We start from the raw sequence: 25,959 nt of genomic DNA on the forward strand, positions 1-25,959 counted from the left end.
GGCTGTTCGCCGCCAAGGTCGGCCATGTTGCGCCAGAAGGCGACACTTTCCTCCGGTGCATAGCCGGCGGCGGTCATCAGATGCAGGCCCATGACATCGGCTTCGCGCTCGTGGTGTCGGCTGAAGGGCAGGGCGATCCCGATGTGTGCGCCCAAGCCCAGCATGCGCAGGAACTGTTCACTCTCGATATCGCTGACAAGCCCGAAAACCACCAGCGCGATGCGGATGCCCAGCTTCTGCGTCATGCGTTCATTGCCGTGCCGGGCGAGGACGTGGCCCACTTCGTGGCCGATGACCGCGGCGACTTGGTCATGGTTGTCGGCGATCTGCAGCAAGCCGCGATGGACACCGATGTAGCCGCCAGGCAGGGCGAAGGCATTGGGTTCCGGGTTGTCAAAGACAGCGACCTCCCATCGCGGCGGCGTCGCCACGGCGCCGTAGACCTCGGTGATCGCTCGCGTGATATGGCGGGTGATGCAATGCACCTGTTGCACCTCCGGCCCTTCGCGCAGCGGCCGTCCCTCCTGTTGCATCTGGGCGAAGGCAGTGCGGCCCAGATCGGTCATGGTTGACTCGGGCACCAGGGCGAGCTGGCTGCGGCCGGTGGGGGTCTCCTGGCAGCCGGCCAGGAACCAGAACAGCACGATCAGTAGGGACAGGCGCAGTGCGCGGAGCATGATGAGAACGAGCTTGATGGGGGAACACCCCGATTGTGTCACCCAATAAAAACAATGTTTGAACAGGTCTTCAATTATTGATATGTTTCGGCCATGGTCAAGCTCAGTGCCCAACACGCGGAAAATCTCGCCGAGATGTTTCATCTGCTGGGGGACGCCAACCGGCTGCGTCTGGTCTGCGCCTGCCTGGATCAGTCCGTCAGTGTGCAGGCCTTGGCGGACGATCTGGGCTTGTCGGCCTCCCTCGCCAGCCATCATCTGCGGCTGTTGCGTGCAGCCCGCCTGATGCGCACGGAGCGCCGGGGCAAGCGCGTCTACTACCGTGCCGCCGACGACCATGTGCGCCGCATGCTGCGCGACATGATTGACCACGTGCGGGAGGAAGCCGCCCCATGAGTCACACCACGCCGCATCACGATCACGGGCACCATCACCACCATGCGCCGGCAAGCACCACCACGCTGCTCTGGGCGCTGGCGCTCACCCTTGGCTTTGCTGCGGTCGAGGCGGTGGGCGGCTGGTTGTCGGGTTCGCTGGCCCTCATGTCGGACGCCGGTCACATGGTCAGCGATGGCTTTTCCCTGGCAATCGGCGCTTTCGCGGCCTGGTTGGCACGTCGCCCCGCCTCAGCGCGGCATTCCTTTGGCCTGCAGCGCGCCGAAGTCATCGGTGCACTGGTCAACGCCCTGCTCATGACGGTCGTGGTGGTCGCAGTGGCCTTCGCTGCCATTCAGCGTTTGCTTGCACCGGCGCCGGTGGCAGGTGCCACGGTGATGCTCATTGCCTTCGTCGGTCTGCTGGTCAATCTGCTGGTCGCCTGGATCCTGATGCGTGGCGAGCAGACCATCAACGTGCGTGGCGCACTGTTGCATGTCATGGGCGACCTGCTGGCGTCGGTGGCAGCGCTGACGGCGGGTGCGGTCATCTATTTCACCGGGTGGACCCCCATCGATCCCTTGTTGTCGCTCTTCGTGGCGGGTCTGATTCTGCTATCTGCGAGCCGTTTGCTGCGCGAAGCCCTGCAGGTGCTGATGGAGGGCGTACCGCGCGGCATCCGGGCTGATGAAGTCGGAAAGGCAATGACAACCGTGCCCGGCGTACGGGCCGTGCATGATCTGCATATCTGGAGCCTGTCATCCACCACCTACGCCTTGGCAGCACATGTCGACCTGCATGCCCTTGACGACTGGCAGCGGTTATTGCCAGAACTGCAGGCAATGCTTGCCGAACGTTTCGGCATCACACACAGCACTCTGCAGCCCGAAGACACCGCGATGACGAGGGCCTGCGCGGTTGACGGCGCCTGTGGCGCGCACCGCTAGTGACGTCGCAAATCGCGTGCCTGTCCGGCGCGGGCAGCCGGGCGGCATTGATGACGTCTGCCGCTCGGTGGTTCAGCTGTCGAAGCGCGCGGTATCGCGTGCCAGGCGGCGCACCTCGGCATTCTGGAAGTAGGCCAGCGACGCGAACAGCTCGCGCTCACTATCGATGGCGGCCTGCTCGGAAAGTAGCCAGAACATTTCGCCCAGCGTTTCCTGAATCTTCTCGGCCGTGTCCGCGACCTCGTCGATGGAGGCGACATTCAGGCGATCGCGCAAATGCTCGAGCAACTGCGGGTGCTCGAGCTCCGGCACATTCTGCAACCACGTATTGAGCACTTGCTGGGCGTCACCATGCAAGTAGCCGTCCAAGCCCTTCATGGAATCGCGGATGTGCGATTCGAGATAGACAAGCAGCATCTTCAGACGTGGGTTGTCGGTCTGCTGCGCCATGTCGGCGTAGTCGCTCGCGACCTGATCGTGAAAGGCGATGACGTGCGTCAGCACATCCTTCACTTGCTCGAATCGCATGGTCTTGTCTCCTGCCGCTGCCATGGTCATTCGGGTCGGTTGACGGTGCCGCCGGGGCGGCGTCGTATCCGTTTCTGAAGGTATTCTTCGGCCCGCCCTGGGGGATGGGCCATGATCTGGATCAATGGAGCGCGTGCATCGAACGGGCGTGCCAGCAGTGAGAAATACGGGCGGGAGCAGCCGCGCCGGCCGTAAACGGAAAGGGATCGGACACGCGATCCACTTGTCACCCGAGGGTGACCCTTCATCCTCCGCCATGCATGAAGCGGCATGCGGCAACCCATCCTGTTGCGAAGCGAAGACATGGCCACAACGGCGGCCTCCGGTCTTCATGGTGACCGTAAAGCAGGGCATTGAAAGAATGAATCAGGTCGCTTCGCCGGCTTCCGAGGGGGAGCCCAATCGGCAGACACAGCTTTCCCGTGAGGTCCTCGACTTTGCACGTACGGTGCGCGATGCGGTGCACGAGGATCAGCTCACGCTGCCGACGCTTCCCGATACAGCGCTGCGCGTGAATGCGATCGTCAGCGATCCGGAAGGCGCCATCGTCGATCTCGTGCGTGCCATCTCCAGCGATCCCGCCATTGCGATTCGCGTGATGCAATCAGCCAACAGCGTCTATGCAGCGGGCGCAGTGCAGATCGACAGCCTGCAAATGGCGGTGACGCGGCTAGGCATGCAATACACCCGCACGTTGGTGACGCGTCTCACGCTTGCCGGATTGTTCCGGGCAAGGTCGGGTCCGCTGCTGCGCTTCGCGCGCGTTGTCTGGAAGGAAAGTCTGCAGGTGGCCGCGTTGAGCCAGCTGCTCGCACGCGAACGCACCGAGGTCCACCCTGAGGAAGCCATGCTCGGCGGCTTGCTGCACATGGTGGGGAGCCTGCCCATCATAGGAATGGCCGATCGCATGCACGAGCTGGCCGGCCACCACGAGGACATTGTCAATGTAATCCGCATCCTGCAGCCGGAGATTGGCTATTACCTGCTCGCGGAATGGGGATTCGCAGAACCCCTGCGCGCCTGTGCCTGGGTCTGCCGGGATCCGTGGCGAAGTCATGAAGGCGCGACCGACCCTGGCGACATCGCCATCGTGGCGCGCAAGCTGCTGGCGCTGGAGTTTCTGCGACCTCTGCCCAGCGACGCTGCCTTGCCTGCCTTCGAGCGTCTGCGCCTGCCATCGCTCGCCTGCCTGGAGGATCTCCCCGATTTTCAGCGTGCCTTCGACGGCGCATTGCAGACCCTGACCCAATAGGTTGTGCCAGCGCGCATCGCATCGCGTTGCGCACGCCATCCACGTGCTGCAAGGAAGGTGAGCCGCTCGTCATTGCCGATGTGCCCTTGATCGCGTGCGCCGTACCGGGGTTTCGACAAACCGGCATGCTCAAGTCCGGATGCGAAACGGCGCGAATGCTACGGAGCGGCGGGCATGAGGAATACTGCAACCATCGATATGGTGACGGCCGCGAGCCCGCGCGAAGCGGCAATGCCGATCGCAGGACATTCCCGCAAGCTGCTGGATTTTGCACGCGAAGTGCGCGATGCCATCGACCGCGAGGCAGTGGTTCTGCCCACACTGCCCGATGTGGCCATGCGGGTGAACGCGTTGCTGCGGACGGATCACTGCGACACTACGCAGATCGCGCACAGCATTGCCCTTGACCCTGCCATCGCGGCACGGGTGGTGGTTGCCGCCAACAGTGCGTACACCCAAGGGCGCGAGCCGGTCGATACCCTGCCCGCGGCGGTGACCCGCCTCGGCATGCAGTACACCCGTGCGCTGGTGAACCGGCTTGCGCTTGAGCAGATGTTCTGCGCGCATTCACGCATGCTGCACAAGGTAGCGACCGACATCTGGCTGGAAAGCGTCCGGGTGGGCGCGCTGTGCGAGGCCTTGACGCGATTTCGCAGTAGCACGGTAGGCGCCGATGAAGCCCTGCTCGCCGGTCTTCTGCACTTGGTGGGCTGCCTGCCCGTCATTCGTCTGGCCGATGAATCGCCGGGACGGTTTGACAATGAACCGGGCATTGGCGAACTGATTCGCACCCTGCAGCCGGAGATCGGCTACTTCCTGCTGGAGGAATGGGGCTTCTCGGAATCGGTCAGCGATGTCGCGCTTGCCACCAAGGACCCCATGCGCAGCCATGGCGGTGCCACCGACGCACTCGATGTGGTCCTGGTGGCGCGCAAGCTGCTTCGCCTGTCCTTTGTGAATGAGATCGATGCGGATGCCGTGCTTCCGGCCTTCGATCGGCTGCGTCTGGAAGGCAACGTGACCCTGTCCGATCTCCCCGAGGTCGAGGCCGCCTTCGAGGTTTCTCTGCAGCGAATCTTCGGCTAAAGGGCTGCTGGGATGCCGCGCCGCTGCCACCAGCGCGCGAGCACGGCACCGGCCAACAAGTGCCATACCCCCCAGGTCGCAACGAGGGTCATCATGCCACCCTGCTCCGGATAGAAATTGAAGATCAGGATCAGGCCCAGCCCCGCATTCTGAATGCCGGTCTCCAGGGTCACCGCGCGCGCTTCCGCCTCCGGCGTGCGCGCCACCCGCGCTACGGCATAACCGCCCGCGAAGGCGAGGGCGTTGTGTACCACCACCAGCCAGAACATGGCGACCACGGTAGGGTCGACGAGCAGGCCGCGGTTGTTGAACAGGCCAATGGCGATGATCGCAGCCAGCAGAAAGGCGGCCGCGAAGCGGGAGGGCGCGCGCAGGCGGCTCGCCGCCATTGGCAGCCAGCGCTGCACGGCCAGCCCCAGGCTGAGTGGCAACAATACTGTCCAGCCCAGCAGTTGCAGCATGTCTCCGAGCGGAACTTCCAGATCGCCGCCGCTGCTGCCCGCCACCTGCAATCCAATCGCGAACAGCAGTGGCGTGAGCAGCGCACAGGCCACGGTGGAGATGCTGGTCAAGGTGACTGAGAGTACGGCATTGCCGTGCGCCAACATGGCGTAGAAATTGGACACCTGCCCGCCCGGGCAGGCGGCAATGAGCACCATGCCGGCGGCGAAGGCGGGCTCCGGCTGCACCACAAGAATCAGTGCAAGGGTGATGGCCGGCAGCGCCAGCCACTGCGCGAGCAGGCCGACCAGTACCACTCGCGGTGCGCGCACAACGGCGCGCAGCTGCTCCAGCCGCAGATGCAGCGCCACGCTGAAGACGATGAAGGCCAGCGCCGCATTCAAGGCCTGCAAGCCTTGCGGATCGTATTGAATCTCCGCAGCCACCCCGTGTTCTCCGCTCCCGATGCGCCGCGCCAGTGTGCCGCATCTTCATGCAAGTGGCTGACGTACTAAGCTGTTCGATCACAAACGGGAGACTGATGCATGGATGTTCGCGCCGCCGTAGCTCACGCCGCAGGCCAACCCCTGACCATTGAAACCGTACAGCTCGAAGGCCCGAAGGCCGGCGAGGTGCTGGTCGAGGTCAAGGCCACCGGTCTCTGTCATACCGACAAGTTCACGCTCTCTGGAGAAGACCCGGAAGGCTTGTTTCCTTCGATCCTCGGCCATGAAGGCGCTGGCGTCGTGGTCGAGGTGGGGCCGGATGTGAAGCATCTGCGGCCCGGGGATCACGTCATCCCGCTCTACACGCCGGAGTGCCGCGAGTGCAAGCATTGCACCAGCCAGAAGACGAATCTGTGCTCGGCCATCCGCGGTACGCAGGGGCAGGGGCTGATGCCTGATGGCACCAGCCGCTTCTCGCTGAATGGGCAGAAGCTGCATCACTACATGGGTTGTTCGACCTTCGCCAATTACACGGTGCTGCCCGAGATCGCCCTCGCCAAGATCCGCGAGGACGCGCCCTTCGACAAGGTCTGCTACATCGGCTGCGGTGTGACCACGGGTATCGGCGCGGTGCTGTTCACCGCCAAGGTGGAGGCTGGCGCCAATGTGGTCGTTTTCGGTCTCGGTGGCATCGGCCTGAACGTGATCCAGGGCGCGCGCATGGTCGGCGCGGACAAGATCATCGGCGTGGACATCAATCCGGAACGCGAGGCATTGGGTCGCGCCTTCGGCATGACGGATTTCGTCAACCCAAAGGAAGTCGACGACGTCGTGGCGCAGATTCAGGCCTTGACCGACGGTGGTGCCGACTACAGTTTCGAATGCGTGGGCAATGTCCAGCTCATGCGCCAGGCACTGGAGTGCTGTCACAAGGGCTGGGGCGTGTCCACCATCATCGGCGTGGCGCCGGCCGGGGCCGAGATCAGCACGCGCCCCTTCCAGCTGGTGACCGGGCGCGTCTGGCAGGGCAGTGCCTTTGGTGGCGCGCGCGGCCGCACCGATGTGCCGAAGATCGTCGACTGGTACATGGACGGCAAGATCGATATCGACAGCCTGATCACGCACAAGCTCGCGCTGGAGGACATCAATCACGGTTTTGACTTGATGCAGCGCGGTGAATCCATTCGCGCCGTGGTCGAATACTGATGGCGGTCGAAACCCGCGCCGAACACGCCTGCTTCGGCGGGCGCATGGGCTTCTATCGGCACGACGCCGAGCAGACAGGCACTCCGATGTCCTTTGCGGTCTATCTGCCCCCGGCGGCGGAGCAGGGGCCGGTGCCGGCCCTGTACTACCTGGCCGGCCTGACCTGCACCGAGGAAACCTTCATGATCAAGGCCGGGGCGCAGCGCCTGGCGGCGGCGCATGGTCTGGCGCTGGTCGCGCCGGATACCAGCCCGCGCGGGCTGGGCTATCCCGACGAGGACGCCGCCTACGATTTCGGTACCGGGGCCGGCTTCTATATCGACGCCACCGCGGAGCCCTGGGCGCGCGGCTATCGCATGTTCAGCTATGTCAATGACGAGCTGCCGGCGCTGATCGAGGCGCACTTCCCGGTATCGGCGCAACAACGGGGCCTGTTCGGGCACTCCATGGGCGGCCATGGGGCGCTGGTTTCGGCCTTGCGCCATCCTGATCGATGGACGTCGGTGTCGGCCTTTGCGCCGATCTGCAATCCCAGCGCCGTGCCCTGGGGGGAAAAGGCCTTCTCGGGATATCTGGGCCCAGACCGTGACGCCTGGAAGGCCTGGGATGCGGCCGAGCTCATGCGGCACCACCCGCGCGCCGACACCATCCTGGTGGATCAGGGGCTGTCGGATCAGTTTCTGGAGCGCGAACTCCATCCGGAGGCGCTGGAGGCGGCGGCGTCGGCCTCAGGGCAGGCGCTACAGTTGCGGCGTCATGCCGGCTATGACCACAGCTACTGGTTCATCCAGAGCTTCATCGCCGACCATCTGGCCCATCACGCGCAGCGTCTGACCGGTGGCTGAAGGCGGTGCCGCGTCGGCCTTGCTAGTGAGAGGGCAAGGAGGATTGCATCTCCGCCGCGCGGGCGCGGCGCTGCACCGGGTCGGAGATACCGGCCATCTCGTCGACCAGTTCCGGCGTCAGATGCTCGGCGAAGTGCTCAATGAAGTCGTACATGAAGCGACGCAGGAACAGACCGCGGCGAAAGCCGATATGCGTCGTCGAGGCCTCGAAGAGATGATCGGCTGGCCGCATGACCAGGTCCTTGTCGGCCTCGGGGTCGTAGGCCATGTGCGCCACGATCCCCACCCCCAGCCCGAGGCGGACATAGGTCTTGATGACATCGGCGTCCACTGCCGTCAGTACGACATTCGGGCGAATGCCGCGCGCGGCAAAGGCCTGATCCAGCTTGGAGCGACCGGTGAAGCCGAAGGTGTAGGTGATCAGCGGATGTTCGCCGAGCTCGGCGAGCGCGAGTTGCCCCTTGGACTTGGCCAGCGGGTGGTCCGGCGGCACCAGAATGCAGCGGTTCCAGTGATAGCAGGGCAGCATCACGAGGTCGTCGAAGTGCTCCATGGCTTCGGTGGCGACGGCGAAGTCGACTTCGCCACTGGCCGCCATGCGCGCGATCTGCGGCGGGCTGCCCTGGTGCAGATGCAGTGACACGCGGGGGTAGTCGCGCCGGAAGCGGTCGATGACATTGGGCAGCGCATAGCGTGCCTGGGTGTGTGTGGTCGCGATCGACAAATCGCCGCGATCCGAATAGCGGAATTCCTCGGCAACGCGCTCGATGTTCTGCACGTCGCGCAGCACGCGCTCGGCATGCTCGAGAATGCGTTCGCCCGCCGGGGTGATTTCGGTGAGATGCTTGCCATTGCGCACGAAGATCTCGATGCCCAGTTCATCTTCCAGCAGCCGGATCTGCTTGCTCACGCCGGGTTGCGAGGTAAACAGCGCCTCGGCCGCGGCGGTCACATTCAGCCCGCGCCGGGCGACCTCCTGAATGTAGTGCAGTTGGCGCAGTTTCATGGCGTGTCTCCTAAGTTCGCGCGGCTATAATACCGACGCTCTTTATTCGGAACCATCGGCTTGGTGACGACTGCGCCCGACTGGCCCTATTTCCCCATGTTCCTGCGTCTGGACGGTCGCACCGTGCTGCTCGTGGGCGGGGGCGAAGTGGCACTGCGCAAGGCCCGCCTGCTGTGCAAGGCGGGGGCGCGCATCCGGCTGGTGTGCCGGGAGGCGCACGAGGGCTTCGAGGCTCTCGGCATTGCCGTGCACGCACGGGCTTTCGATCCTGCCCAGTTGGCCGACTGTGCCTTTGTGGTGGCTGCCACTGACGACGCTTCCTTGAACCGCACCGTGGCCGAGGCCGCCGGGCAACGCCAACTGCCCGTCAATGTAGTCGACGACAGCGCCGCCAGCACCGCCATCACTCCTGCCATCGTTGACCGCGCACCACTGCTGGTGGCCTTCTCCAGCGCTGGTCGCGCGCCCATGCTGGCGCGCCGGCTGCGCCAGCAGGTCGAGGAACTCTTCGATCAGCGTCTCGGGCGGCTTGCGCGCTACATCGGCAAGCGCCGCGACGCGCAGATGGACATGGATATCGATGTACGCCGCAAGCTGTGGGAGGCCTTTCTGGATGGACCGGGCGCTTCCGCTGCCATGTCCGGTGACGAGGCGGCGGCGGACGCCGAACTGGCGCGGTTGAGTGCGGACGCCAGCCAACGCGGCGTGGTCTGGCTGGTGGGCGCCGGACCGGGCGATCCGGACCTGCTCACGCTGCGCGCCTTGCGCCTGCTGCAGAACTGCGATGTGGTGCTCTACGACCATCTCGTCGGCCCCGCCATCATGGACATGGTGCGCCGTGACGCCGAGCGTATCCACGTCGGCAAGCGCCGCAGCCAGCACACGCTGCCGCAGGAAGAAATCAACGCCAAGCTGGTGGAACTCGCCCAGCAAGGCAAACGCGTACTGCGCCTGAAGGGCGGTGATCCCTTCGTCTTTGGTCGCGGTGGTGAAGAGATCGCCGAACTCGCGAGCCATGGCGTGGCCTTCGAAGTGGTGCCGGGTATCACCGCCGCCAATGGCTGTGCGGCCTATGCCGGCATTCCGTTGACCCACCGCGACCATGCGCAGGCAGCGGTTTTCGTCACGGGACACCCACGCGCCGACGGCAGCCTCGATCTGCACTGGGATGCCCTGGCCCGCTCCGGGCAGACGGTCTGCATCTTCATGGGGCGCACCAGCCTTGCGCAGACCATGGCCGCGCTGCGCGCACATGGCCTACCCGACGACTGGCCCGCCGCTCTGATCGCGCAGGGCACGCTGGAGGCACAGCAGGTCGTCGTGGGAACGCTGGAGAATCTGCCGGCGCGCGTGGACGCGGCACAGGTCGAAGGCGCGTGCCTCGTCATCGTGGGCGAAGTCGTCCGGCTGCGCGAGCAGCTGCGCTGGTTTGGCGATCGGGAAGGCTAGGGCAGGCGCATGCCAAGACGCTGGCTGCGGAAGCTGCTTCCGCTGTTGCTGCTCGTTATCGCCCTGCTGGCCGGCAAGGCCTTCTGGCCGATTGGCGATGCGCATGTCTATGGCGGTCTGCCGCGCGCCACGGACTGGCTGACCCAGATCACCACGCACAACCTCGGCAATCCCGGCTTTGCCGTCGGCTACTCCGAGCTGCGCGCGGCACCACTATGGGTGGCCTACATTGCGCGCGATCCCGCCAGTGGAAAGCCGCTGGCACGGCCCGAGTATTTCTCGGTGGACGGCCGCACCCTGCGTCGCGTCAACAGCGATGACTACCGCAACAGCGGCTACAACCGTGGGCATCTCGCGCCCAACTACCTGATCTCCCGTGTCTACGGTGAAGCGGCGCAGGACGCCACTTTTCGCATGACCAATATCGTGCCGCAGAAGCCGCGGCTGAACCAGTTGCTCTGGCAGCGGCTGGAGGAACTGGAGGCGGATCGCCTGGCCCCGAAGTACGGCCAGCTCTGGGTCCTCACTGGCCCAATCTTCGGCGAGCAGTCGCGCTTTTTGCGCGGCGGCGTCGCCATCCCCGAGGCCTTCTACCGCATCTGGGTGCGTGAGGCCGCGGACGGCACGCCGCATGCCATCGCCTTCGTCGTACCGCAGCAGGTGTGCGGTTTCGAAGCGCTGCAGGATTTTGTGGTGCCTGTCGCCCGGGTCGAGCGCTTGATCGGCTACGACCTGTTGCACGCGTTGGAGGATGAACTGGAGCGGCGCATCAGTGCGGGGGTGTCGTTGGAGGATTGGCCGCTGGTGGCGAATGCGTCACGGGAGGCGCGTTATGGGGATCGATGGAAAGGGCAGCCTTGTCCCTATCGGTGACGCCATCTCGAGTGCAGCGATGCTGCGAAGCAGCGAGCCAGTAGGAAATGTGCCCTTTGCGGGTGGCCGGATCGGGTGGCGCGCACAGGGGGTGCGAGACAGGACGTCGAGCAAGAGCCGTCACGACAGGGACGTCGTGTCGGCGCGTACCCCGAGCACGACGCCTGATCCGGGCACCTGGGTCGGCGTCAGCCGGCCCAGGCCACCCGTGGGCACCCCGGCTTTGGTTCCTTTGGCCGTAACCAAAGGGACCCGCGCGTTCTCAGTGATCCAGTCGAGAGTGAATTGCTTCAGAGCGCGGAACCCTTGGCAATCAGGTTTCGGCGTTGGCTGATCCAATGGCCCTCTACGCTCAGAGTTCCGCACCTGTGATGGCCATAGCTCTGGTTCGATCACTCTGCCCGGTGCGGGTCCCTTTCTCTGCTTGCCCAGAGAAAGGAACCAAAGAGAGGGCACCCCACACCCGCGCCGGCCCTAGCGGGCCGGGCCCCTACGTAGCGCCTGTGCTCGGGGTCGGCCTGACACGACGTCCCTGTCGTGACAGGCCTTGGCTGGCCATCCGTGGCCAGCCACCCCCTGCGCGCAGGCGCTACTCCGGCGCGGGTGAAGGGGACTTCATACGGCTCGTCGCTTCGCGACATCGCGGAATGACGGCGATGCTGCGGAGCGGCGAGCCAGTCCTTGTGCCCTTGGCGGGTGGCCGGATTGGGTGGCGCGCGCAGGGGGTGCGAGACAGGACGTCGAGCAAGGGCTGTGGCGCCATGGACGGCGCCTCAGCCCGACCCCGAGCACGCCGCTCGATCCGGGCACCTGGGTCGGCGTTAGCCGGCCCAGGCCATCCGTGGGCATCATGGCTTTGGTTCCTTTGGCCGTAACCAAAGGAACCCGCGCGTTCTCGGTGATCTAATCGACAGTGAATTGCTTCAGAGCGCGGAATCCTTGGCGATCAGGTTTCAGCTTTGATTGCTCGAATAACCACCTTCGCTCGTGGTTCCGCACCTGTGATGCTCTGAGCTCTGATCTGAGCATCCTGCCCGGTGCGGGTCCCTTTCTCTGCTTGCCCAGAGAAAGGAACCAAAGAGAGGGCACCCCACACCCGCGCCGGCCCTGTCGGGCCGGGTCCCTACGTAGCGCCTGTGCTCGGGGTCGGCCTGACACGACGTCCCTGTCGTGACAGGCCTTGGCTGGCCGTCCATGGCCAGCCATCCCCTGTGCGCAGGCGCTACTCCGGCGCGGGTGGAGGGGGAGGAACGACCGACTTGCCAGTGGCAAGTCGCAGCGCGACGACCGCTCGGACATGGATGTCCGGGCCGGGGTTCGGCTCTCGGAAACGTTTCGCCATGGATGGCGAGCAATTCGCTCCAACAGTTTCAGTGATGGCCCGAATAAGTCCTTGTGCCCTTGGCGGGTGGCCGGATTGGGTGGCGCGCGCAGGGGGTGCGAGACAGGACGTCGAGCAAGCGCCGTCACGACAGGGACGTCGTGTCGGCGCGTACCCCGAGCACGACGCCTGATCCGGGCACCTGGGTCGGCGTAGCCGGCCCAGGCCACCCGTGGGCACCCTGGCTTTGGTTCCTTTGGCCGTAACCAAAGGAACCCGCGCGTTCTCAGTGATCCACTCGACAGTGGATTGCCTCAGAGCGCGGAACCCTTGGCAGTGGGGTGCGATAGTGGTTGCGCCAATGGCCACCAAATCTCAGAGCTCCACAACTGGGATGCATGACGGAGCCATCTGATCACGAAGCCCAAACAGGGCGCCATGCAAAACTGAGACAAGCCCTCAAGCTCATCTCATCGGACGAAGGCACACCCCGCTCCACCCTTTAGCCTCTGTGGTAAGTCCAACTCACGAGTGGCGCAACATCATGCCCGATAGCACCCCGGCCGCTGATCGGCCTTCTGTGTACCAGGCCTTCACCGGTCTCTCTCTGGAAGAACTGGAAATCCTGCATCAGGCGGATCGCTTCGCGCAGGCGGAGTTGTATCCGCTGGCAGAGCGCATGGACAACGAGGAATGGTGGCCAGAGGACATCTTCCCGAAGATCGGGGAGACCGGTTTCTTCGGCATCACGGCGCCCGAGTCGCTCGGGGGCTCGGGCATGGACGTCTTCACCAGCGGGCTGGTGCTGCAGGCCTTTGGCCGGTGGAACCATGCGCTGGCACTGTCCTGGGTGGCGCACGAGAACCTCTGCCTCCACAACATCCTGCGCAATGCCAACGCCGATCAGAAGGCGAAGTATGTGCCGGGCATGTGCCGCGGCGAGTTGATCGGTGCGTTGGGCCTGACCGAGCCGGGTGCCGGCTCGGACGCCTTGGGTTCGATGCGCACCACGGCAGTGCGTGATGGCGATCACTACGTGCTCAACGGCAGCAAGCTGTACATCACCAACGGCCCGGTGGCCGACGTGCTGCTGGTCTACGCCAAGACGGACAAGGACAAGGGCGCGCACGGCATCTCGGCCTTCCTGGTCGAGAAGGACATGCCGGGCTTCAAGGTGGCGCAGAAGCTGATCAAGATGGGCTTCCGCGGCAGCCAGACCGCCGAGCTGGTGTTCGAGGATTGCCGCGTACCGGTCGAGAATCTGGTGGGCGAGGAGAACAAGGGCGTGCGCGTGGTGATGTCCGGCCTGGATTTGGAACGCGCCATGATTTCTCCGATCTGTCTCGGCATCGCTGAGCGTGCGCTCGAGCTGTCGCTGGACTTCGTCAAGCAGCGCAAGCAGTTCGGGCGGCCGATCAGCGACTTCCAGATGGTGCAGGACAAGATCGCGCAGATGTATACGCGCGTGGAAGCCATGCGCCTCTACACCTATCAGACGCTGCGTGCCGCCAATGTGGTGGGTGAAGAAGACGGTGGCCGCGGCGAGATTCACAAGCTGACGGCGGCCGGGGTGCTGTTCGTGGCGGAAACCATGAACCAGGTCCTTAATGACGCGGTGCAGGTGCACGGCGGCAATGGCTATATCTGGGAGCATGAGGTCAACCGCCTGTATCGCTCCATCAAGCTGCTGGAGATCGGCGCCGGGACCTCCGAGGTGCGCAAGCTGATCATCAGCGGTGAACTGCTTGGAGGCTGATCCCGTGTCGGATGGCGCCCGCGAGGACTGGCTCCAGCAGCAGCTGGCCAACAACACCCCGGAAGCGGTCTGGGCCGCGCCGACGGTGTACCGCGCCGACCTGCTCGAGGGACAGGTGGTGCTGGTCAGCGGTGGAGGCAGCGGCATCGGTCGCGCGGTGGCGCTGCTGTGCGCGCGCCTGGGTGCGCGCGTGGTGATCTGCGGTCGCACGCAGGAAAAGCTGGATGCGGTCACAGCCTTCGCTCATGAGCGCGGCGCCGCGATGCACGCCTACAGCGTCAATGTCCGCGACGCCGAGGCGGTGGATGCGTTGTATACACGCATTGCGGATGAGGTCGGCATGCCCGACATCGTCATCAATAACGCGGGTGGTCAATTCGCGGCCGACGCCATCGATTTCTCTCCGAATGGCTGGAACGCGGTCATTCAGAACAACCTCAACGGCACCTGGTTCATGATGCAGCGCGCCGCGCGCGGCTGGCGCGACGCCGACCGCGGTGGCGCCATCGTCAATGTCGTCGTTGTCACCGAGCGCGGCATGCCGGGTGTGGCGCACACCGTGGCCGCCCGTGCCGGCATCATTGGCGCGTCCAGTACGGTGGCGGTGGAATGGGCGCCTCTCGGCATTCGCGTCAATTGCATCGCCCCGGGGCTGACAGCCACCGAAGGACTGCTGGTGTACCCGCCCGAAGGGCAACGCGAGTTCCCGCGTGCCAATCCAATGAAGCGACCGGGTACTCCGATGGAGATCGCCGAGTCCTGCGTCTATCTGGCAGCGCCCTCCGCCCAATTCGTCACGGGTGAAGTCCTCACCGTCGACGGCGGTGGCCGTCTCTGGGGGGAGCTGTGGACCAACGGCCGGCCCGACTGGTACGCCTGAGGCAGCGCGGCGCATCCCCTGATCCGAAACCGCGCAGGCCCTGCGCCTTCAGCGGTTGGCTTGCCTTCTGTGGCTGCTCTGCCAGCGCCTGGATGTCATGCGCAAGCCATTCCCTTGCGCTGTCCACGCGCTGCAACACAGACGTCATGCGAACGGCTGATGTACCTGGAGAAGGCACCCGATTAGGATGCAGTCAAGTGTCCTTCGACAGAGATCATGAGCGAAAGCAGCGACCAGCATTACGTCATTGTGGGGGCGGGACAGGCAGGTGCCGAGGTGGCCAGCGAACTGCGCAAGCGCGGTTTCGAAGGGCGGATCAGCTTGATCGGCGACGAGCCGGTCGCCCCGTATCGCCGGCCTCCACTGTCCAAGGCCTATTTCTCCGGGGATGCCGAGGCAGACAGCCTGCTGGTGCTCAAGCCGCCGCAGCTGGAGAAGAATGGCATCGAATTTTTCGCCGGAGTCACGGTAGATGCCATCGATCGTGCGGCGCACAGCGTGACGCTGTCGGATGGCCGCAGTCTGCAGTACGACAAGCTGGCGCTGACCACGGGCGGCCGTGCACGGCCGTTGCCCTGCCCAGGTAGTGATCTTGACGGGGTCTTCTTGCTGCGCAGCCTGGCGGACGTCGACGCGATCCGCGCGCAGTGCAGTGCCGAGACCCGCATGGCCATCGTCGGCGGTGGCTTCATTGGCCTGGAGGTGGCGGCGTCGGCGCGCAAGGCGGGCATGACGGTCACCGTGGTCGAAACCCTCGACCGGGTGCTGGCACGCGTCACGGCGCCGGTCGTCTCTGCCTTTTTCGAACGCGTGCACCGGGAAGCGGGTGTCGACCTGCGTACCGGCGTTCGGGTGGAGGCCATCGAAGGCACGGACAAGGTCGAAGGCGTACGGCTTGGTGATGGCAGCGTGATTCCGGCCGATGTGGTGGTGGTTGGCATCGGTTTGATTCCCAATGTGGAATTGGCCGAGGCCGCCGGTCTGGAGGTCGATAACGGCATCGTGGTCGATGCCTGTGCGCAAACCAGCGATCCGGACATTGTGGCGGCTGGCGATTGCGCCAATCATCCCAACCGCTTCGCGGGTGAGCGCATCCGACTGGAATCCGTGCAGAACGCCATGGAGCAGGCACGTGTGGCGGCCGGCACGATGCTCGGGGCGGAGAGCCCCTACGACGCCGTGCCCTGGTTCTGGTCCGATCAATACGATTGCAAGCTGCAGATGGCCGGATTGTCCAGCGGTTATGACGACATCGTGCTGCGCGGCGATCCCGCCGCCGAGAAGCGCTTTTCGGCCTTCTACCTGCGGGAGGGGCAGCTGATCGCCGCCGACTCCGTCGGGCGACCCCAGGACTTCATGTTTGCCAAGAAGCTCGTCACGCTCAACATCGCACCGGACCGGGCCCGGCTGGCCGATCCCGAAGTGCCACTGAAGGCCTTCCTGCCCGAGTAACCCGGACGCTATGCCCCAGCTGCACTTCCTCACCCCGGACGGCGTCACACACACGGTCGAGGCAACGGTGGGCCAGAGCGTGATGGCGGCGGCGACTGCCGCCCAGGTCCCCGGCATCGTGGGGGAGTGCGGTGGCTGCTGCTCCTGCGCCACCTGTCACGTCTACATCGATGCCCCGTGGTTCGAGGCGCTGGGACCGCTTGATGAGATGGAGACCCTGATGCTGGAGGGCGCCGTGGAGCCCCTCGCGCACAGCCGGCTGTGCTGTCAGATCGAGGTGACCGAGGACCTGGACGGCATGATGCTGCGCATCCCCGCCGGCCAGCTTTGAGGCAGCTGAGCGCGGCGGCGCAACGCTCGCCGCTTTAGGCCGAGAGTGCGGCTTCCGCTGTCCCCACGGCTGCCTCCAGCTCGTTCAGCGCCTCACCGGTATAGACCGCGAGCCGCTGCAGGGACGGAATGGCATCGCGGCAGCCGGTGTAGCCCACACAGACCTTGCCGGCGTAGCCGACCACGGTCAGGTTGAGGGCGTAGCCGTCGAACAGGATCGACATCGGATAGAGCGATTCCAGCTCGGCGCCCATCATGTAGAGCTTTTCTTTCGACGCCACCACGTTGGAGACGATGACGTTGAACAGGGGCGGCCATTTCGGCAACGTACCCGTGAGCTGGCCCAGCATCAGCGGCGCCATGCCGAAGCTGCCGAACCGCTCAAGCGCCGCCGAGGAGGCGCACAGCATCTGCTCCTTGGTGCGATGGGTAATGGTGCTGATGCGTTGCAGGCGTTGCACCGGGTCGGAGATATCGGTGCCTAGCGGGCAGACGAAGCCACTCACGGCATTGCCGCTTTTGCCATCGCTGCGCGGCAGGGCAATCGGAACCGAGGCCGTCAGCGGCCCGTCCGGCAGTGCGTCATGTTCCTGCAGGTAGCGCCGTGTGGCACTGCCGCAGATGGTGAGCACCACGTCGTTGATCGTGCAGTCCATGCGTTCGGCGATGGCCTGGAAGCGCTTCAGGTCGAGGAGCTGCGTGCCGAGGCGTCGCTGTGCGGTGACGCGCTGATTGAAAGGGGTGGCTGGCGTTCGCAGGGCGGCGCGAATGACACTGTTGTCTCCGCCCTGACCGAGGCGATAGAAGGTGGCCGCGAGGTCCCGCGCCGTTTCCACGCGCAGGCGGCCGTTGTGGAGATAGCGCTCCAGCGCCGCGCGCAGGTGGTGATCGTGTTGATCGGCTTCATCCTGCAGGGCGCGGGTGTCGGCACCGCGCTCGGCTTCCTTGGCCGCGGTCATCTCGCCCGGACTGCGCGTCTCGCTGGGGTCCGTGGACAACCAGGTGCGGACCATCTTCATGGCGCCCATGCCGTCGATGGCGCTGTGATGCGCCTTGAGATAGAGCGCGAAGCGCTTGTTCTCCAGGCCTTCGATGATGTGCATCTCCCAGGGTGGGCGATCCAGGTCCATGGCGTTGGAGTGCAGCCGCGACACCAGGCCGCCCAGTTCGCGTTCGCCACCCGGATGCGGGAGCGCGGAGTGGCGAATGTGGTATTCGACGTCTGTGTCCGCTTCCACCCAGCGTGGTGGCATGGCGCGCGAGAGTGGCCATTGAATACGGCAGTTGAAGGGCGCCGGCATGTAGGGGAAGGCGCGCAGCCGCTCGACAATCGAGCGGGGGTAGTCCGGTCCGGCGTCCTCCGGAAGCCGGAAGGTCATCAGACCGCCGACATGCATCGGGGTGCGCGGGGATTCCATGCGCAGAAAGGCGGTATCGAGTAACCCGAGTCGATGCATTGTCTGGCTCCCCCACTTGTGATTATTGGCATCTAGGGTACCGCTTCGTCATGTGAATGTGCGTGTCGGATACTGCCGCATGAGCACTAGTCAGTTTGGGTGATTGCCCGCAAGCCCTGTCCAACTAGTGTTACCGCCAAGCAACTCCCCCATCACAGAAAGGGGGAAGCATTTCGTGAGAGGGGACAACCGACATGAAGCGAATCTTGGCGGCGGTATCTGCGCGGCAGTTTGTGATGCTTGGCAGCGCCGTACTGTGTGCACCGGCGATGGCTGCCGATTTCAGCCTGCCGTTCGACATCGACGGCAGCTACAAGCTGACCTTCAGCTACTCGGCCGCCATGCGCATGGAGGATCAGGATCCCAACCTGCTGAATGGCGAGCCCGACCCGCTGGAACCCCGCGTCCTGCCGGAAGGGCAGATCGTCGGCTTCGACCGGACCGGCCTGCCGACGGCCTCGAACTCGGACGATGGCAACCGCAATTTCGAGAAGTACAGCCTCATCAACAATCGCGCCAGCGTACTGGCGGAGATGAGCTTCGAGCGCGACAACTTCGCCTTTCTGCTGAGCGGCAATGCCTGGTATGACCGCGTCTACATGCGGCCGAATGACAACCGCAACGCGGAGTTCCTCAACCGCTACGACGAGGATGGAGAGTCGCCCGAGCAGGACGACACCAACGAATTCTCGTCGGCCATGCGCTCGGAGGTTGGTCGTCGTGCGCGCTTGCTGGATGCCTATCTGATCGCGGACTTCCCCTTCGGCGAGGCGTCCTTCATCAACATGCGCCTCGGCCAGCACGTGGTGTCGTGGGGCGAAGCGCTCTTCTTCGGCGGCATGGCGCGCGACATGGGCGTGGCGGACGCCAATGCAAGCTTCGTCCCTGGGGCCAACGTCAAGGACATTCTGCTTCCCAGCCCGCAGGTGTCGGCCACCCTGGGCATCGGTTTCGACCTCACGCTGAAGGCCTACTACAAGTTTGTCTTCGAAGAGAACGAAATCTTCCCGGTCGGTTCGTACTTCTCGCCCTCGGACATTCTTGGTCCAGGTGCGCAATTCGCTTACGGCTCGATCAACCCGGCATTCCTCAATGGTTGTCCCGGCCTGCTGGATGTGGGGCAATTCAACGAGGTGCTGGCCAATCTGCTCGGGCCGCTCAGCGACCTCAGCGGGCTGTGCAACGTGGGCGGCTTGGGCGGCACGCTCCTGAATGCACCGGAATACATTCTGACCGTGCGGGAAAGCGACATCCGACCCAGCGATGACGGTCAATTCGGTATCGGCCTGGACTATCGCCTGACAATGTCCACCTCCATCGGCTTCCATTATCTGAACTACCACAACCCCAATCCGGCGCTGCAGTTCCGGACCGGCTTCGCCAAGATCGGCGAGCTGGGTGGCGTCGAGCTGACGACGGGCCTGATCAATCAGGCCGTTCCCGTGGCCTACAGCGTGCGCTACTTCAACGACATCGACTTGTACAACGTCAGTTTCTCGACGACGCTATTCGGTCTGAGCGTGGCGGGCGAAGTCAATTACCGTGACGGCATCAATATCGACGTGCTGACCACTGCCTCGGGTGTGCCGTTCCCGGTGCCGCGTCGTGGCGAGACGGTACAGGGTCTGGTGTCGGCAATCTCGGCCTTCAACCCGCCGGTGACGTGGCTTGACGAAGTCAATATCGTTGGTGAAGTGCAGTACATTCGCGTGCTGGATGTAGAAGCACTGAAGAATCCGCAGGATGGCATCCAGCCCGCTGGTGACGGTGACGAGCTGTTCTTCATCGACAATGATGCGGCGGGCTTCCAGTTGCTGATGCTGCCGCGCAAGCGCAACGTCTTCTCCGGCTGGGATATGGGGGGCACGATCTCCTATGCGGAACTGACCTATGGCAATCCTGCGCAGGCGGGCTCCTTCGGCGCGCTGTTCGGTGAGCAGGACCGTCGCCTCACGCTGGGCGTCAACATGCAGTATCTGCAGAACCTGCAGTTTGGGCTCGCCTACAATTTCTTCTTTGGCGACCCTACCGAGACCATCGGCCAGAGTTTCCAGGCGAAGAATCCGTTCACCGACCGCGACTATCTCGCGCTCGATATCAAGTACGGCTTCTAGAGCGCCCTACCACGCCGCACAAGCAACAAGGGGAAGGCATGACGGCAGAGGCTTTTGACGCCCGAGCATTTCGAAGAGCGTTGGGCAGTTTCGCGACCGGCGTCACGATCATTACGACACGCGACGCCGCGGGCGAGCCTGTCGGGCTCACCGTCAACAGCTTCAATTCGGTCTCGCTGAATCCGCCGCTGGTGCTCTGGAGTCTGGCCAATGACGCGATGAGCCTGCCCGCCTTCCGCGATGCCGAGTACTGGGCCGTACACATCCTGTCGACCGATCAGGAGGATCTCTCCACCCGCTTTGCCAAGCGGGGCGAGAACAAGTTCGCCGATCTGGACATCGAATCCGGGCTGGGCAACATTCCCCTGCTGCAGGGGTGCACGGCGCGCTTCCAGTGCCGTACGGCTTCCAGCTATCAGGGCGGGGACCACCTCATCTTCATTGGTGAGGTGGCCGCCTACGACCATTCCGAGAATCCGCCCCTCGTCTTTCATGGCGGGCGCTACGCGCACGCCACACAGCGCGTCAACAGCAAGCCGGGCGAGCCCTATCTGGCGGGGAGCTTTGGCGAGGACTTTCTCGGCTATCTGCTCGGTCGCAGTCACTTCCGATTCTTCTCGCGCATCCGGCCGCACTTGAGCGAGGCCGGGCTGAGCGACGAGGAGTTCTACGTGCTCTCGGCCATGACCTTGAAGCCGCAGATGACCAGCGCCGATCTCGACAAGCTCACCGCCGGTGTGCTCGACCATTGCTGCGAGCAGACGCTGGGCAGTTTGATCGAGCGGGGTCTGCTGACGCGTGCCAGCGATAGCAGTGGAGCCCCCTGCTTTCACCTGACCGAGAGCGGGCGCGAACTCGCGTTGCAGCTGATCTCGGTGGCCAAGGCGGTCGAGTCGCAGGTTCTTGCCGGCCTTGGCCCGGACGAGGACACCGTGCTCAAGTCACTGCTCAATCAACTGTTGGCTGTGCTCGACCCGGATGTCGGCAGTATCTGGCACCCCGAAAGCGGGGACGACGCGGAGCGCAAGACGGGCTGATGCGCCTCTGGCGCCGCAGGACCCGCCGTGGCGGGACCTGCGACACCGTTTGCACGCCTCACGGCATGTATTCGCCGCCATTGACGTCGAGCGAGGCACCCGTGACCACGCGCGAATAGTCCGACACGAAGAACAGCGCCGAGCGCGCACATTCCTCATCCGGCGGGACGATGCCGAGCGGGATGTTGGCCGCAATCTGGCCCTTGATGTCCTCGACCGACACGCCGGATTGCTCGGCCTGCCACTGCACGTAGCCCTGCACCGGCGCGCCCCACATCCAGCCCATGTGCACGGTGTTGACGCGGATGTTGTCGGGCCCCAGCTCCTTGGCGAGATACTTCACCGAGGTCGCCAGTGCGGCCTTGGAGGCGGCATAGCCGGCTTCTCCCACAGGAGGTACCTTGCGCACGGCCATGGTATTGATCATGACGATGGCACCGTGCTTCTGCTGCTGCATCTGCCTGGCCACTGCCTGCGTGAGCTTGAGTGTGCCTAGCAGATTGGTGCCGATGGGTTCCATCCAGCTATCCAGGTCCGCGCTCGAGGCGTAGTCCATGGCGCCATGCACGAAGGCGCTGTTGACCAGACCGTCGATACGGCCGAAGGTGGCGACCGCCTGGTCCACCAGCGCCTGACAGCCTGCCGCATCGGTGATGTCGGTCACCTGCTTGCAGACCTGGCAATCGGGGTTCACGGCGCGCACGCGCGCTTCGGCATCGTCCAGCTTGGCGGCGGTGCGTGCGGATACCAGCAGTCCGGCGGCGCCGGCGCGTGCGGCCTCCTCGGCCAGCTTGACGCCCAGTCCGGGGCCAATGCCCGAGATGACAATGATCTTGCCCTGCAGCATGGTGACGATCTCCTCTTTTTGTTCTTACGTTTGGGAAGCTGCGCCTCAGGCGGCGCGGGGGGTGTGCAGATGCCGCGCGATATAGGCCGCGAAATCGTGACGCAGGCCTTCGGCGCTGAGGCCGAAATCCTCTGCGCTGTAGCGATGCGCGCTTTGTGCGTGATGTTCGGCGTCGGCCCGCAGCCACTGCGTCATTGCCTCGGTGGTGGCGTCATCGATGTCCCAGCCGATGGTGGCGTAGAGGTTTTCCAGGACCTGCAGCGGCTGAGTGACGGTGTCTTTGAAGGACACATCCACAAACTGGTGGCTGTCACCGGCGCGGTCGCGCGCTGCCATGGTGTGTTCGAGGCCACTGCGCATGCGCGCGCTCCAGCTGGCGCCCACGGCTTTTGCGTCGGGTCTGTCGCTGTAGATGGCGTGCAGCGTATGCACGAAGCTTGCGATCGACGGGATGGATTCCACCGGGTCGCGATGGGTCTGCACCACGCAGGCGCCCGGGAAGCTTTCCAGCAGCAGGGCCATGCGATGCAGATGATGCGGGGCCTTCAGAATCCAGCGCTGGGCCGTGATGCCGCGTTGACGCTTCTGCCACTGCAGGTACTGCAGCATGCGGATCAGAAGGCTGTAGGCAGGACGCTCGTCCTGCGCGACCAGCCAGTCCATGTAGCTGGGAATATGCGCATAGGCATTGAAGTCGGCGAGGAAGGAATGCTCCATGAGCATGAACTCCTCATCGGCCTCCCGATTCTCCATCGGATGTATGGCCATCAGCTCCGGCATGGCGCTGGTCATCATGTCGACGATGGCCTGGCCCTGATCGATACGCGGGCTTGGGTCATCGATGGCTTCCCCGGGCAGCGGCACCGGCATCTGCGATTCCCAGAAGGTCATCCAGTAGAAGCGCGGGTCGCGCGACAGCAGCCGGTGCAATTTGGTGGTGCCGGTACGCGGCAGGCCGACGATGATCAGCGGCGGTGCGATCACCTCGTCCAGAATCTCTGGGTGCCGACGGATGGCATCCTCCATCCACAGCCGGTTGGCGAGCTGCGCGGTGAGCTTCTGATCAAAGGTCGCAAGGCCCTGTGGGGATAGGCGGGCCTCGGTGTTGAGCGCGTGGCAGAGTTGTTCCAGTCCCGGCCGGAAACTCGGATCACCGAAGTCTGTGAGCCCGCCCGTCATCTGGCGTGCCTGGTCGAGGAGTAGTGCAGGCTGCAAGGAATCCTGGGTGCTCATGCGGTGTGTACCCGTTGCTGTAGCGCGGTGAGCTTCACCACCTCGGTCTCCGGGTCGACCTGCTCGCTGGCCCCGACCCAGCGCAGGCAGAGGGTGCCGCTGGTATGCCCGGCTGTCTGCAGCCAGTTCGGGTGACCGGGGTCGCGATGTGCCAATACGATGGTCACGCTGCCGTCGCTGGCCACCTGAGCGCTGTGCTGATTGAGATGGATGCGGTGGTAGCGATAGTCCAGCGACTCCATCCAGTAATTGTTGATCTGCAGATTCCAGAAGCGGCAGTCCGGGATGCGCGGCAGGTGGATCACCAGAGCCTCTTCCTCCGCCAGCTTCCAGTGCGAGTGGTAGTAGACGATGTTGGGGTCGCCCCCCACGCTCTGGCAAAGCGCCTGGTCTGCCGGGGGCAGGGTGTTGCTGTGGGGCTGGTAGCTCTGGGCCCAATCCGCGAACAGGCGGGCCGTGCCTTCCACGAAGTTCGCCGTGTGCGACAGCGCCTGCTGCAGCCGCGCCGCGGTCAGTGGCTCCGGAGCCGCGTTGGGATCCGCTCGACGAATGGTGACGCGCGCCGGGGCTTCCGCGGCGCGATCATTGAAGGTCTGGCGCACGATCAGGGCATTGCTTTCGGGTTCCAGACGGACCCAGTTGCCCGATTGCTGCTGCTGGCTGAGGACGATGGAAAATCGACCGTCCGCATCGATGGCCATGTCGGCCGCATCCAGAAAGCCCGTCTGTGTCATCTTCCCGTCGCGCTCGTAGCCGCCTTTCTGCGCACCGAAGGAAAGATAGGCCACGCTGCCGCGGTCGCCCTCGACAATGTAGTCGTAGCGGCCGTCGATGCGTCCCATGAGATAAAGGTTGTCCGGATTGTCGGCACCGATCTTCGCCGTTTCGTGCGAGGGGGAGAAGAAGCCGGGAAAAGCCGGATCGGCAAACTCCAGATGCATCTCCAGGCCGATGCGCAGTAGGCGGGTCAGATAGCGAAAGCCTTCCGCGCGATCGTGAGGGGTAAGGGGTGTTTCCGGTCGAAGTATCTGGTCGCCCGCTGCTTTCAGCTGATCGCAGAAGCGTGCCCAGGCCTCGCCGCTGACGACGTCGTGGTCCGCGTCGACGGACATAGTGGTCTCCTCCTTATATGCTGCATCCAAGGCTAGAACCAGGACGGAACCACTACGTCACCTTTATGCAGTAGACAAACTCATGCGAAAGGGTGATTACCCTCGCACGCTGCTCTCGGTACTCTGGCAACATCAGGAAGCCACACGTATTGGCATGACACCCATACTTTCCTGATAGGAGACTTTATGACCGCAGCGGAATTCCTCAAGCAGCTTCCCAACGCATTCAATGCCGAGGCTGCGGGTGACACCGAGTGCGTTCTGCAGTTCAACACCTCGACCCCGGTGTACTGCACGATCAAGAACGGCGAATGCACCGTGACGGAAGGGACGGCGGACAACGCCGACGTGACGCTGATCATGGAAGACGAGGACCTCATCCAGCTGTTCAAGGGTGAACTCAACGGCATGACCGCGTTCATGACCGGCAAGCTGCAGCTGGAAGGCGACATGATGCTGGGCCAGCGTCTGCAGAGCTTCTTCGACCAAGCGAAGATGAGCTGATCAGAGCTGGCGACGCGGCCCGGTCATCGACCGGGCCGTTTTCGTTCAGGAGGAGACATGTCACAGGAACAAAGCCTGGAGCAACGCATCCAGGCGCTGGAAGACCGCGAAGCCATTCGCGCGCTTAAATCCCACTATTTCGCAGTGTGCGATGCCAAGGACCCCGAAGGCATGCGCGCCTGCTTCGTGGATGGCCCGGTCGATATCGACTACGGCGCCATCGGCTGTTTCGACAATGCCGATGCCCTGGTGGCCGTGTTTCGGGATGTCGGCTGTCATCCGCACATGGTCGAAATGCATCACGGGCTCAATCCGCGTATTCGATTGACCGGGCCCGATGAAGCGGAAGGCGACTGGGCGTTGCAGTACCAGCTCATCAATACCCAGGACATGACCCTGACCCAGCTCGGCGCGCGCTACGAAGACCGCTATCGCCGTACGCCCGATGGCTGGAAGATCGCCGCGACGCGGTGCATCGTGCATTCCACGCTGGTGATCCAGCTGGGAGAGGATGCGTTGCGGCGGGTGATGGCGGGGGCACCGCCGCAGCCGGCGCAGGATGCGGCGTAGGAGTTGTTGCGCACCTTCCTTGTCTGAAACCTGATCGCCAAGGGTTCCGCGCTCTGTAGCAATCCACTCCCGAGTGAGTCACCCAGAACGCGCGGGTTCCTTTGGTTGCGGCCAAAGGAACCAAAGCCATGGTGCCCACGGGTGGCCTGGCGCGGCTACGCCGCACCAGGTGCCCGGATCGGACGTCGTGCTCGGGGTACGCGCCGACACGACGT

At 64.2% G+C, this 25,959-nt stretch carries 23 protein-coding genes and 1 pseudogene; 16 read left to right on the top strand and 8 right to left on the bottom strand.

The window, feature by feature from the left end; all coding sequences use genetic code 11:
* Window positions 1-2 precede the first annotated feature (2 nt).
* Window positions 3-821: pseudogene (locus ACOOFO_RS06055) on the bottom strand (M48 family metallopeptidase); the annotation flags it as partial.
* On the opposite strand from ACOOFO_RS06055, the gene ACOOFO_RS06060 reads away from it, so the two are divergent.
* Both ACOOFO_RS06060 and ACOOFO_RS06065 read left to right on the top strand, forming a co-directional pair.
* Window positions 771-1,073, top strand: coding sequence for an ArsR/SmtB family transcription factor (locus ACOOFO_RS06060; RefSeq protein ID WP_420428955.1), 303 nt, complete (start codon window positions 771-773; stop codon window positions 1,071-1,073). The pseudogene ACOOFO_RS06055 and the gene ACOOFO_RS06060 overlap by 51 nt on opposite strands.
* Window positions 1,070-1,999 (top strand): cation diffusion facilitator family transporter, encoded by a 930-nt coding sequence (locus ACOOFO_RS06065; protein ID WP_420428957.1) that lies wholly within the window; start codon window positions 1,070-1,072, stop codon window positions 1,997-1,999. Before ACOOFO_RS06060 ends, ACOOFO_RS06065 begins: the two co-directional genes overlap by 4 nt.
* Before the next feature lie 72 nt (window positions 2,000-2,071).
* Here the strand turns inward: ACOOFO_RS06065 and ACOOFO_RS06070 are convergent, their stop codons facing one another.
* Entirely contained in the window at window positions 2,072-2,527 is a 456-nt protein-coding gene (locus ACOOFO_RS06070) for a hypothetical protein (protein WP_420428959.1), read from the bottom strand.
* A gap of 361 nt (window positions 2,528-2,888) precedes the next feature.
* Here ACOOFO_RS06070 and ACOOFO_RS06075 point away from each other — a divergent pair, with 361 nt between their 5' ends.
* Together ACOOFO_RS06075 and ACOOFO_RS06080 are read left to right on the top strand one after the other, a co-directional pair.
* Window positions 2,889-3,779 carry an HDOD domain-containing protein gene (locus ACOOFO_RS06075; RefSeq protein ID WP_420428961.1) on the top strand — a complete coding sequence of 297 codons (891 nt, stop codon included), beginning with the start codon at window positions 2,889-2,891 and terminating at the stop codon, window positions 3,777-3,779.
* Between the two features lie 174 nt (window positions 3,780-3,953).
* Window positions 3,954-4,865: an HDOD domain-containing protein gene (locus ACOOFO_RS06080; protein WP_420428963.1), complete on the top strand. Its 912-nt coding sequence runs from the start codon at window positions 3,954-3,956 to the stop codon at window positions 4,863-4,865.
* Here the strand turns inward: ACOOFO_RS06080 and ACOOFO_RS06085 are convergent.
* Complete coding sequence (locus tag ACOOFO_RS06085; RefSeq protein WP_420428965.1) at window positions 4,862-5,752, bottom strand: bile acid:sodium symporter family protein; 891 nt, start codon at window positions 5,750-5,752, stop codon at window positions 4,862-4,864. The two genes, ACOOFO_RS06080 and ACOOFO_RS06085, sit on opposite strands and share 4 nt — an antisense overlap.
* 99 nt (window positions 5,753-5,851) lie before the next feature.
* Here ACOOFO_RS06085 and ACOOFO_RS06090 point away from each other — a divergent pair, with 99 nt between their 5' ends.
* Window positions 5,852-6,958 (top strand): S-(hydroxymethyl)glutathione dehydrogenase/class III alcohol dehydrogenase, encoded by a 1,107-nt coding sequence (locus ACOOFO_RS06090; protein ID WP_420428967.1) that lies wholly within the window; start codon window positions 5,852-5,854, stop codon window positions 6,956-6,958.
* Window positions 6,958-7,803 (top strand): S-formylglutathione hydrolase, encoded by an 846-nt coding sequence (fghA, locus tag ACOOFO_RS06095; protein ID WP_420428969.1) that lies wholly within the window; start codon window positions 6,958-6,960, stop codon window positions 7,801-7,803. Before ACOOFO_RS06090 ends, fghA begins: the two co-directional genes overlap by 1 nt.
* A gap of 22 nt (window positions 7,804-7,825) precedes the next feature.
* Here the strand turns inward: fghA and cysB are convergent, their stop codons facing one another.
* Window positions 7,826-8,809: an HTH-type transcriptional regulator CysB gene (gene cysB / locus ACOOFO_RS06100; protein ID WP_420428971.1), complete on the bottom strand. Its 984-nt coding sequence runs from the start codon at window positions 8,807-8,809 to the stop codon at window positions 7,826-7,828.
* A 96-nt stretch (window positions 8,810-8,905) separates the two neighbouring features.
* On the opposite strand from cysB, the gene cysG reads away from it, so the two are divergent.
* From cysG to ACOOFO_RS06130, 6 genes are all read left to right on the top strand, one after another.
* Window positions 8,906-10,258 (top strand): siroheme synthase CysG, encoded by a 1,353-nt coding sequence (cysG, locus tag ACOOFO_RS06105; protein ID WP_420429666.1) that lies wholly within the window; start codon window positions 8,906-8,908, stop codon window positions 10,256-10,258.
* A 9-nt stretch (window positions 10,259-10,267) separates the two neighbouring features.
* On the top strand, window positions 10,268-11,131 hold the full coding sequence (locus tag ACOOFO_RS06110) for a DNA/RNA non-specific endonuclease (RefSeq protein ID WP_420428973.1): 864 nt from the start codon (window positions 10,268-10,270) through the stop codon (window positions 11,129-11,131).
* Window positions 11,132-12,996: 1,865 nt separating this feature from the next.
* Window positions 12,997-14,208: an acyl-CoA dehydrogenase family protein gene (locus ACOOFO_RS06115; protein ID WP_420428975.1), complete on the top strand. Its 1,212-nt coding sequence runs from the start codon at window positions 12,997-12,999 to the stop codon at window positions 14,206-14,208.
* A 4-nt stretch (window positions 14,209-14,212) separates the two neighbouring features.
* Window positions 14,213-15,088 (top strand): SDR family oxidoreductase, encoded by an 876-nt coding sequence (locus ACOOFO_RS06120; protein WP_420428977.1) that lies wholly within the window; start codon window positions 14,213-14,215, stop codon window positions 15,086-15,088.
* Window positions 15,089-15,304: 216 nt separating this feature from the next.
* Window positions 15,305-16,540, top strand: coding sequence for an NAD(P)/FAD-dependent oxidoreductase (locus ACOOFO_RS06125; protein WP_420428979.1), 1,236 nt, complete (start codon window positions 15,305-15,307; stop codon window positions 16,538-16,540).
* A 10-nt stretch (window positions 16,541-16,550) separates the two neighbouring features.
* Window positions 16,551-16,871, top strand: a complete 321-nt coding sequence (locus tag ACOOFO_RS06130; RefSeq protein WP_420428981.1) for a 2Fe-2S iron-sulfur cluster-binding protein — start codon at window positions 16,551-16,553, stop codon at window positions 16,869-16,871.
* A 34-nt stretch (window positions 16,872-16,905) separates the two neighbouring features.
* Here ACOOFO_RS06130 and ACOOFO_RS06135 read toward each other — a convergent pair whose 3' ends face one another.
* Window positions 16,906-18,327 carry a WS/DGAT/MGAT family O-acyltransferase gene (locus tag ACOOFO_RS06135; protein WP_420428983.1) on the bottom strand — a complete coding sequence of 474 codons (1,422 nt, stop codon included), beginning with the start codon at window positions 18,325-18,327 and terminating at the stop codon, window positions 16,906-16,908.
* 194 nt (window positions 18,328-18,521) lie between these two features.
* Here ACOOFO_RS06135 and ACOOFO_RS06140 point away from each other — a divergent pair, with 194 nt between their 5' ends.
* Both ACOOFO_RS06140 and ACOOFO_RS06145 read left to right on the top strand, forming a co-directional pair.
* Window positions 18,522-20,441 carry a DUF1302 domain-containing protein gene (locus tag ACOOFO_RS06140; protein WP_420428985.1) on the top strand — a complete coding sequence of 640 codons (1,920 nt, stop codon included), beginning with the start codon at window positions 18,522-18,524 and terminating at the stop codon, window positions 20,439-20,441.
* Window positions 20,442-20,479: 38 nt separating this feature from the next.
* The gene (locus ACOOFO_RS06145) at window positions 20,480-21,478 is read left to right on the top strand and encodes a flavin reductase (protein WP_420428987.1); all 999 of its coding nucleotides are present in this window, start codon (window positions 20,480-20,482) and stop codon (window positions 21,476-21,478) included.
* Window positions 21,479-21,536: 58 nt separating this feature from the next.
* On the opposite strand, the gene ACOOFO_RS06150 is transcribed toward ACOOFO_RS06145, so the two are convergent.
* Genes ACOOFO_RS06150 through ACOOFO_RS06160 form a run of 3 tightly spaced genes read right to left on the bottom strand, consistent with a single transcriptional unit; the run spans window position 21,537 to window position 24,670 of the window.
* Window positions 21,537-22,325 carry an SDR family oxidoreductase gene (locus tag ACOOFO_RS06150; RefSeq protein ID WP_420428989.1) on the bottom strand — a complete coding sequence of 263 codons (789 nt, stop codon included), beginning with the start codon at window positions 22,323-22,325 and terminating at the stop codon, window positions 21,537-21,539.
* Window positions 22,326-22,370: 45 nt separating this feature from the next.
* Window positions 22,371-23,558, bottom strand: a complete 1,188-nt coding sequence (locus ACOOFO_RS06155; protein ID WP_420428991.1) for a sulfotransferase family protein — start codon at window positions 23,556-23,558, stop codon at window positions 22,371-22,373.
* A complete protein-coding gene (locus ACOOFO_RS06160; protein ID WP_420428993.1) occupies window positions 23,555-24,670 on the bottom strand; it encodes a DUF1214 domain-containing protein in 1,116 nt (371 codons plus the stop codon). The genes ACOOFO_RS06155 and ACOOFO_RS06160 overlap by 4 nt, the downstream gene beginning before the upstream one ends.
* 186 nt (window positions 24,671-24,856) lie before the next feature.
* On the opposite strand from ACOOFO_RS06160, the gene ACOOFO_RS06165 reads away from it, so the two are divergent.
* Window positions 24,857-25,174, top strand: a complete 318-nt coding sequence (locus ACOOFO_RS06165) for an SCP2 sterol-binding domain-containing protein (RefSeq protein ID WP_420428995.1) — start codon at window positions 24,857-24,859, stop codon at window positions 25,172-25,174.
* A 57-nt stretch (window positions 25,175-25,231) separates the two neighbouring features.
* The gene (locus ACOOFO_RS06170) at window positions 25,232-25,744 is read left to right on the top strand and encodes a nuclear transport factor 2 family protein (protein ID WP_420428997.1); all 513 of its coding nucleotides are present in this window, start codon (window positions 25,232-25,234) and stop codon (window positions 25,742-25,744) included.
* The last annotated feature ends 215 nt before the right edge of the window (window positions 25,745-25,959 follow it).

This window comes from Algiphilus sp. (assembly GCF_965216485.1).
Lineage (GTDB): Bacteria > Pseudomonadota > Gammaproteobacteria > Nevskiales > Nevskiaceae > Algiphilus.

Bases quoted from the DNA above. Each gene is read 5' to 3' on its own strand.
- ACOOFO_RS06125 (WP_420428979.1), top strand. From the start codon at position 15,305: ATGAGCGAAAGCAGCGACCAGCATTACGTCATTGTGGGGGCGGGACAG.
- ACOOFO_RS06135 (WP_420428983.1), bottom strand. From the start codon at position 18,327: ATGCATCGACTCGGGTTACTCGATACCGCCTTTCTGCGCATGGAATCC.
- ACOOFO_RS06060 (WP_420428955.1), top strand. From the start codon at position 771: ATGGTCAAGCTCAGTGCCCAACACGCGGAAAATCTCGCCGAGATGTTT.
- ACOOFO_RS06070 (WP_420428959.1), bottom strand. From the start codon at position 2,527: ATGCGATTCGAGCAAGTGAAGGATGTGCTGACGCACGTCATCGCCTTT.
- fghA (WP_420428969.1), top strand. From the start codon at position 6,958: ATGGCGGTCGAAACCCGCGCCGAACACGCCTGCTTCGGCGGGCGCATG.
- ACOOFO_RS06080 (WP_420428963.1), top strand. From the start codon at position 3,954: ATGAGGAATACTGCAACCATCGATATGGTGACGGCCGCGAGCCCGCGC.
- ACOOFO_RS06170 (WP_420428997.1), top strand. From the start codon at position 25,232: ATGTCACAGGAACAAAGCCTGGAGCAACGCATCCAGGCGCTGGAAGAC.
- ACOOFO_RS06090 (WP_420428967.1), top strand. From the start codon at position 5,852: ATGGATGTTCGCGCCGCCGTAGCTCACGCCGCAGGCCAACCCCTGACC.
- ACOOFO_RS06140 (WP_420428985.1), top strand. From the start codon at position 18,522: ATGAAGCGAATCTTGGCGGCGGTATCTGCGCGGCAGTTTGTGATGCTT.
- ACOOFO_RS06150 (WP_420428989.1), bottom strand. From the start codon at position 22,325: ATGCTGCAGGGCAAGATCATTGTCATCTCGGGCATTGGCCCCGGACTG.
- ACOOFO_RS06165 (WP_420428995.1), top strand. From the start codon at position 24,857: ATGACCGCAGCGGAATTCCTCAAGCAGCTTCCCAACGCATTCAATGCC.
- ACOOFO_RS06065 (WP_420428957.1), top strand. From the start codon at position 1,070: ATGAGTCACACCACGCCGCATCACGATCACGGGCACCATCACCACCAT.
- ACOOFO_RS06115 (WP_420428975.1), top strand. From the start codon at position 12,997: ATGCCCGATAGCACCCCGGCCGCTGATCGGCCTTCTGTGTACCAGGCC.
- ACOOFO_RS06130 (WP_420428981.1), top strand. From the start codon at position 16,551: ATGCCCCAGCTGCACTTCCTCACCCCGGACGGCGTCACACACACGGTC.
- ACOOFO_RS06145 (WP_420428987.1), top strand. From the start codon at position 20,480: ATGACGGCAGAGGCTTTTGACGCCCGAGCATTTCGAAGAGCGTTGGGC.
- ACOOFO_RS06155 (WP_420428991.1), bottom strand. From the start codon at position 23,558: ATGAGCACCCAGGATTCCTTGCAGCCTGCACTACTCCTCGACCAGGCA.
- ACOOFO_RS06110 (WP_420428973.1), top strand. From the start codon at position 10,268: ATGCCAAGACGCTGGCTGCGGAAGCTGCTTCCGCTGTTGCTGCTCGTT.
- ACOOFO_RS06075 (WP_420428961.1), top strand. From the start codon at position 2,889: ATGAATCAGGTCGCTTCGCCGGCTTCCGAGGGGGAGCCCAATCGGCAG.
- cysG (WP_420429666.1), top strand. From the start codon at position 8,906: ATGTTCCTGCGTCTGGACGGTCGCACCGTGCTGCTCGTGGGCGGGGGC.
- ACOOFO_RS06160 (WP_420428993.1), bottom strand. From the start codon at position 24,670: ATGTCCGTCGACGCGGACCACGACGTCGTCAGCGGCGAGGCCTGGGCA.
- cysB (WP_420428971.1), bottom strand. From the start codon at position 8,809: ATGAAACTGCGCCAACTGCACTACATTCAGGAGGTCGCCCGGCGCGGG.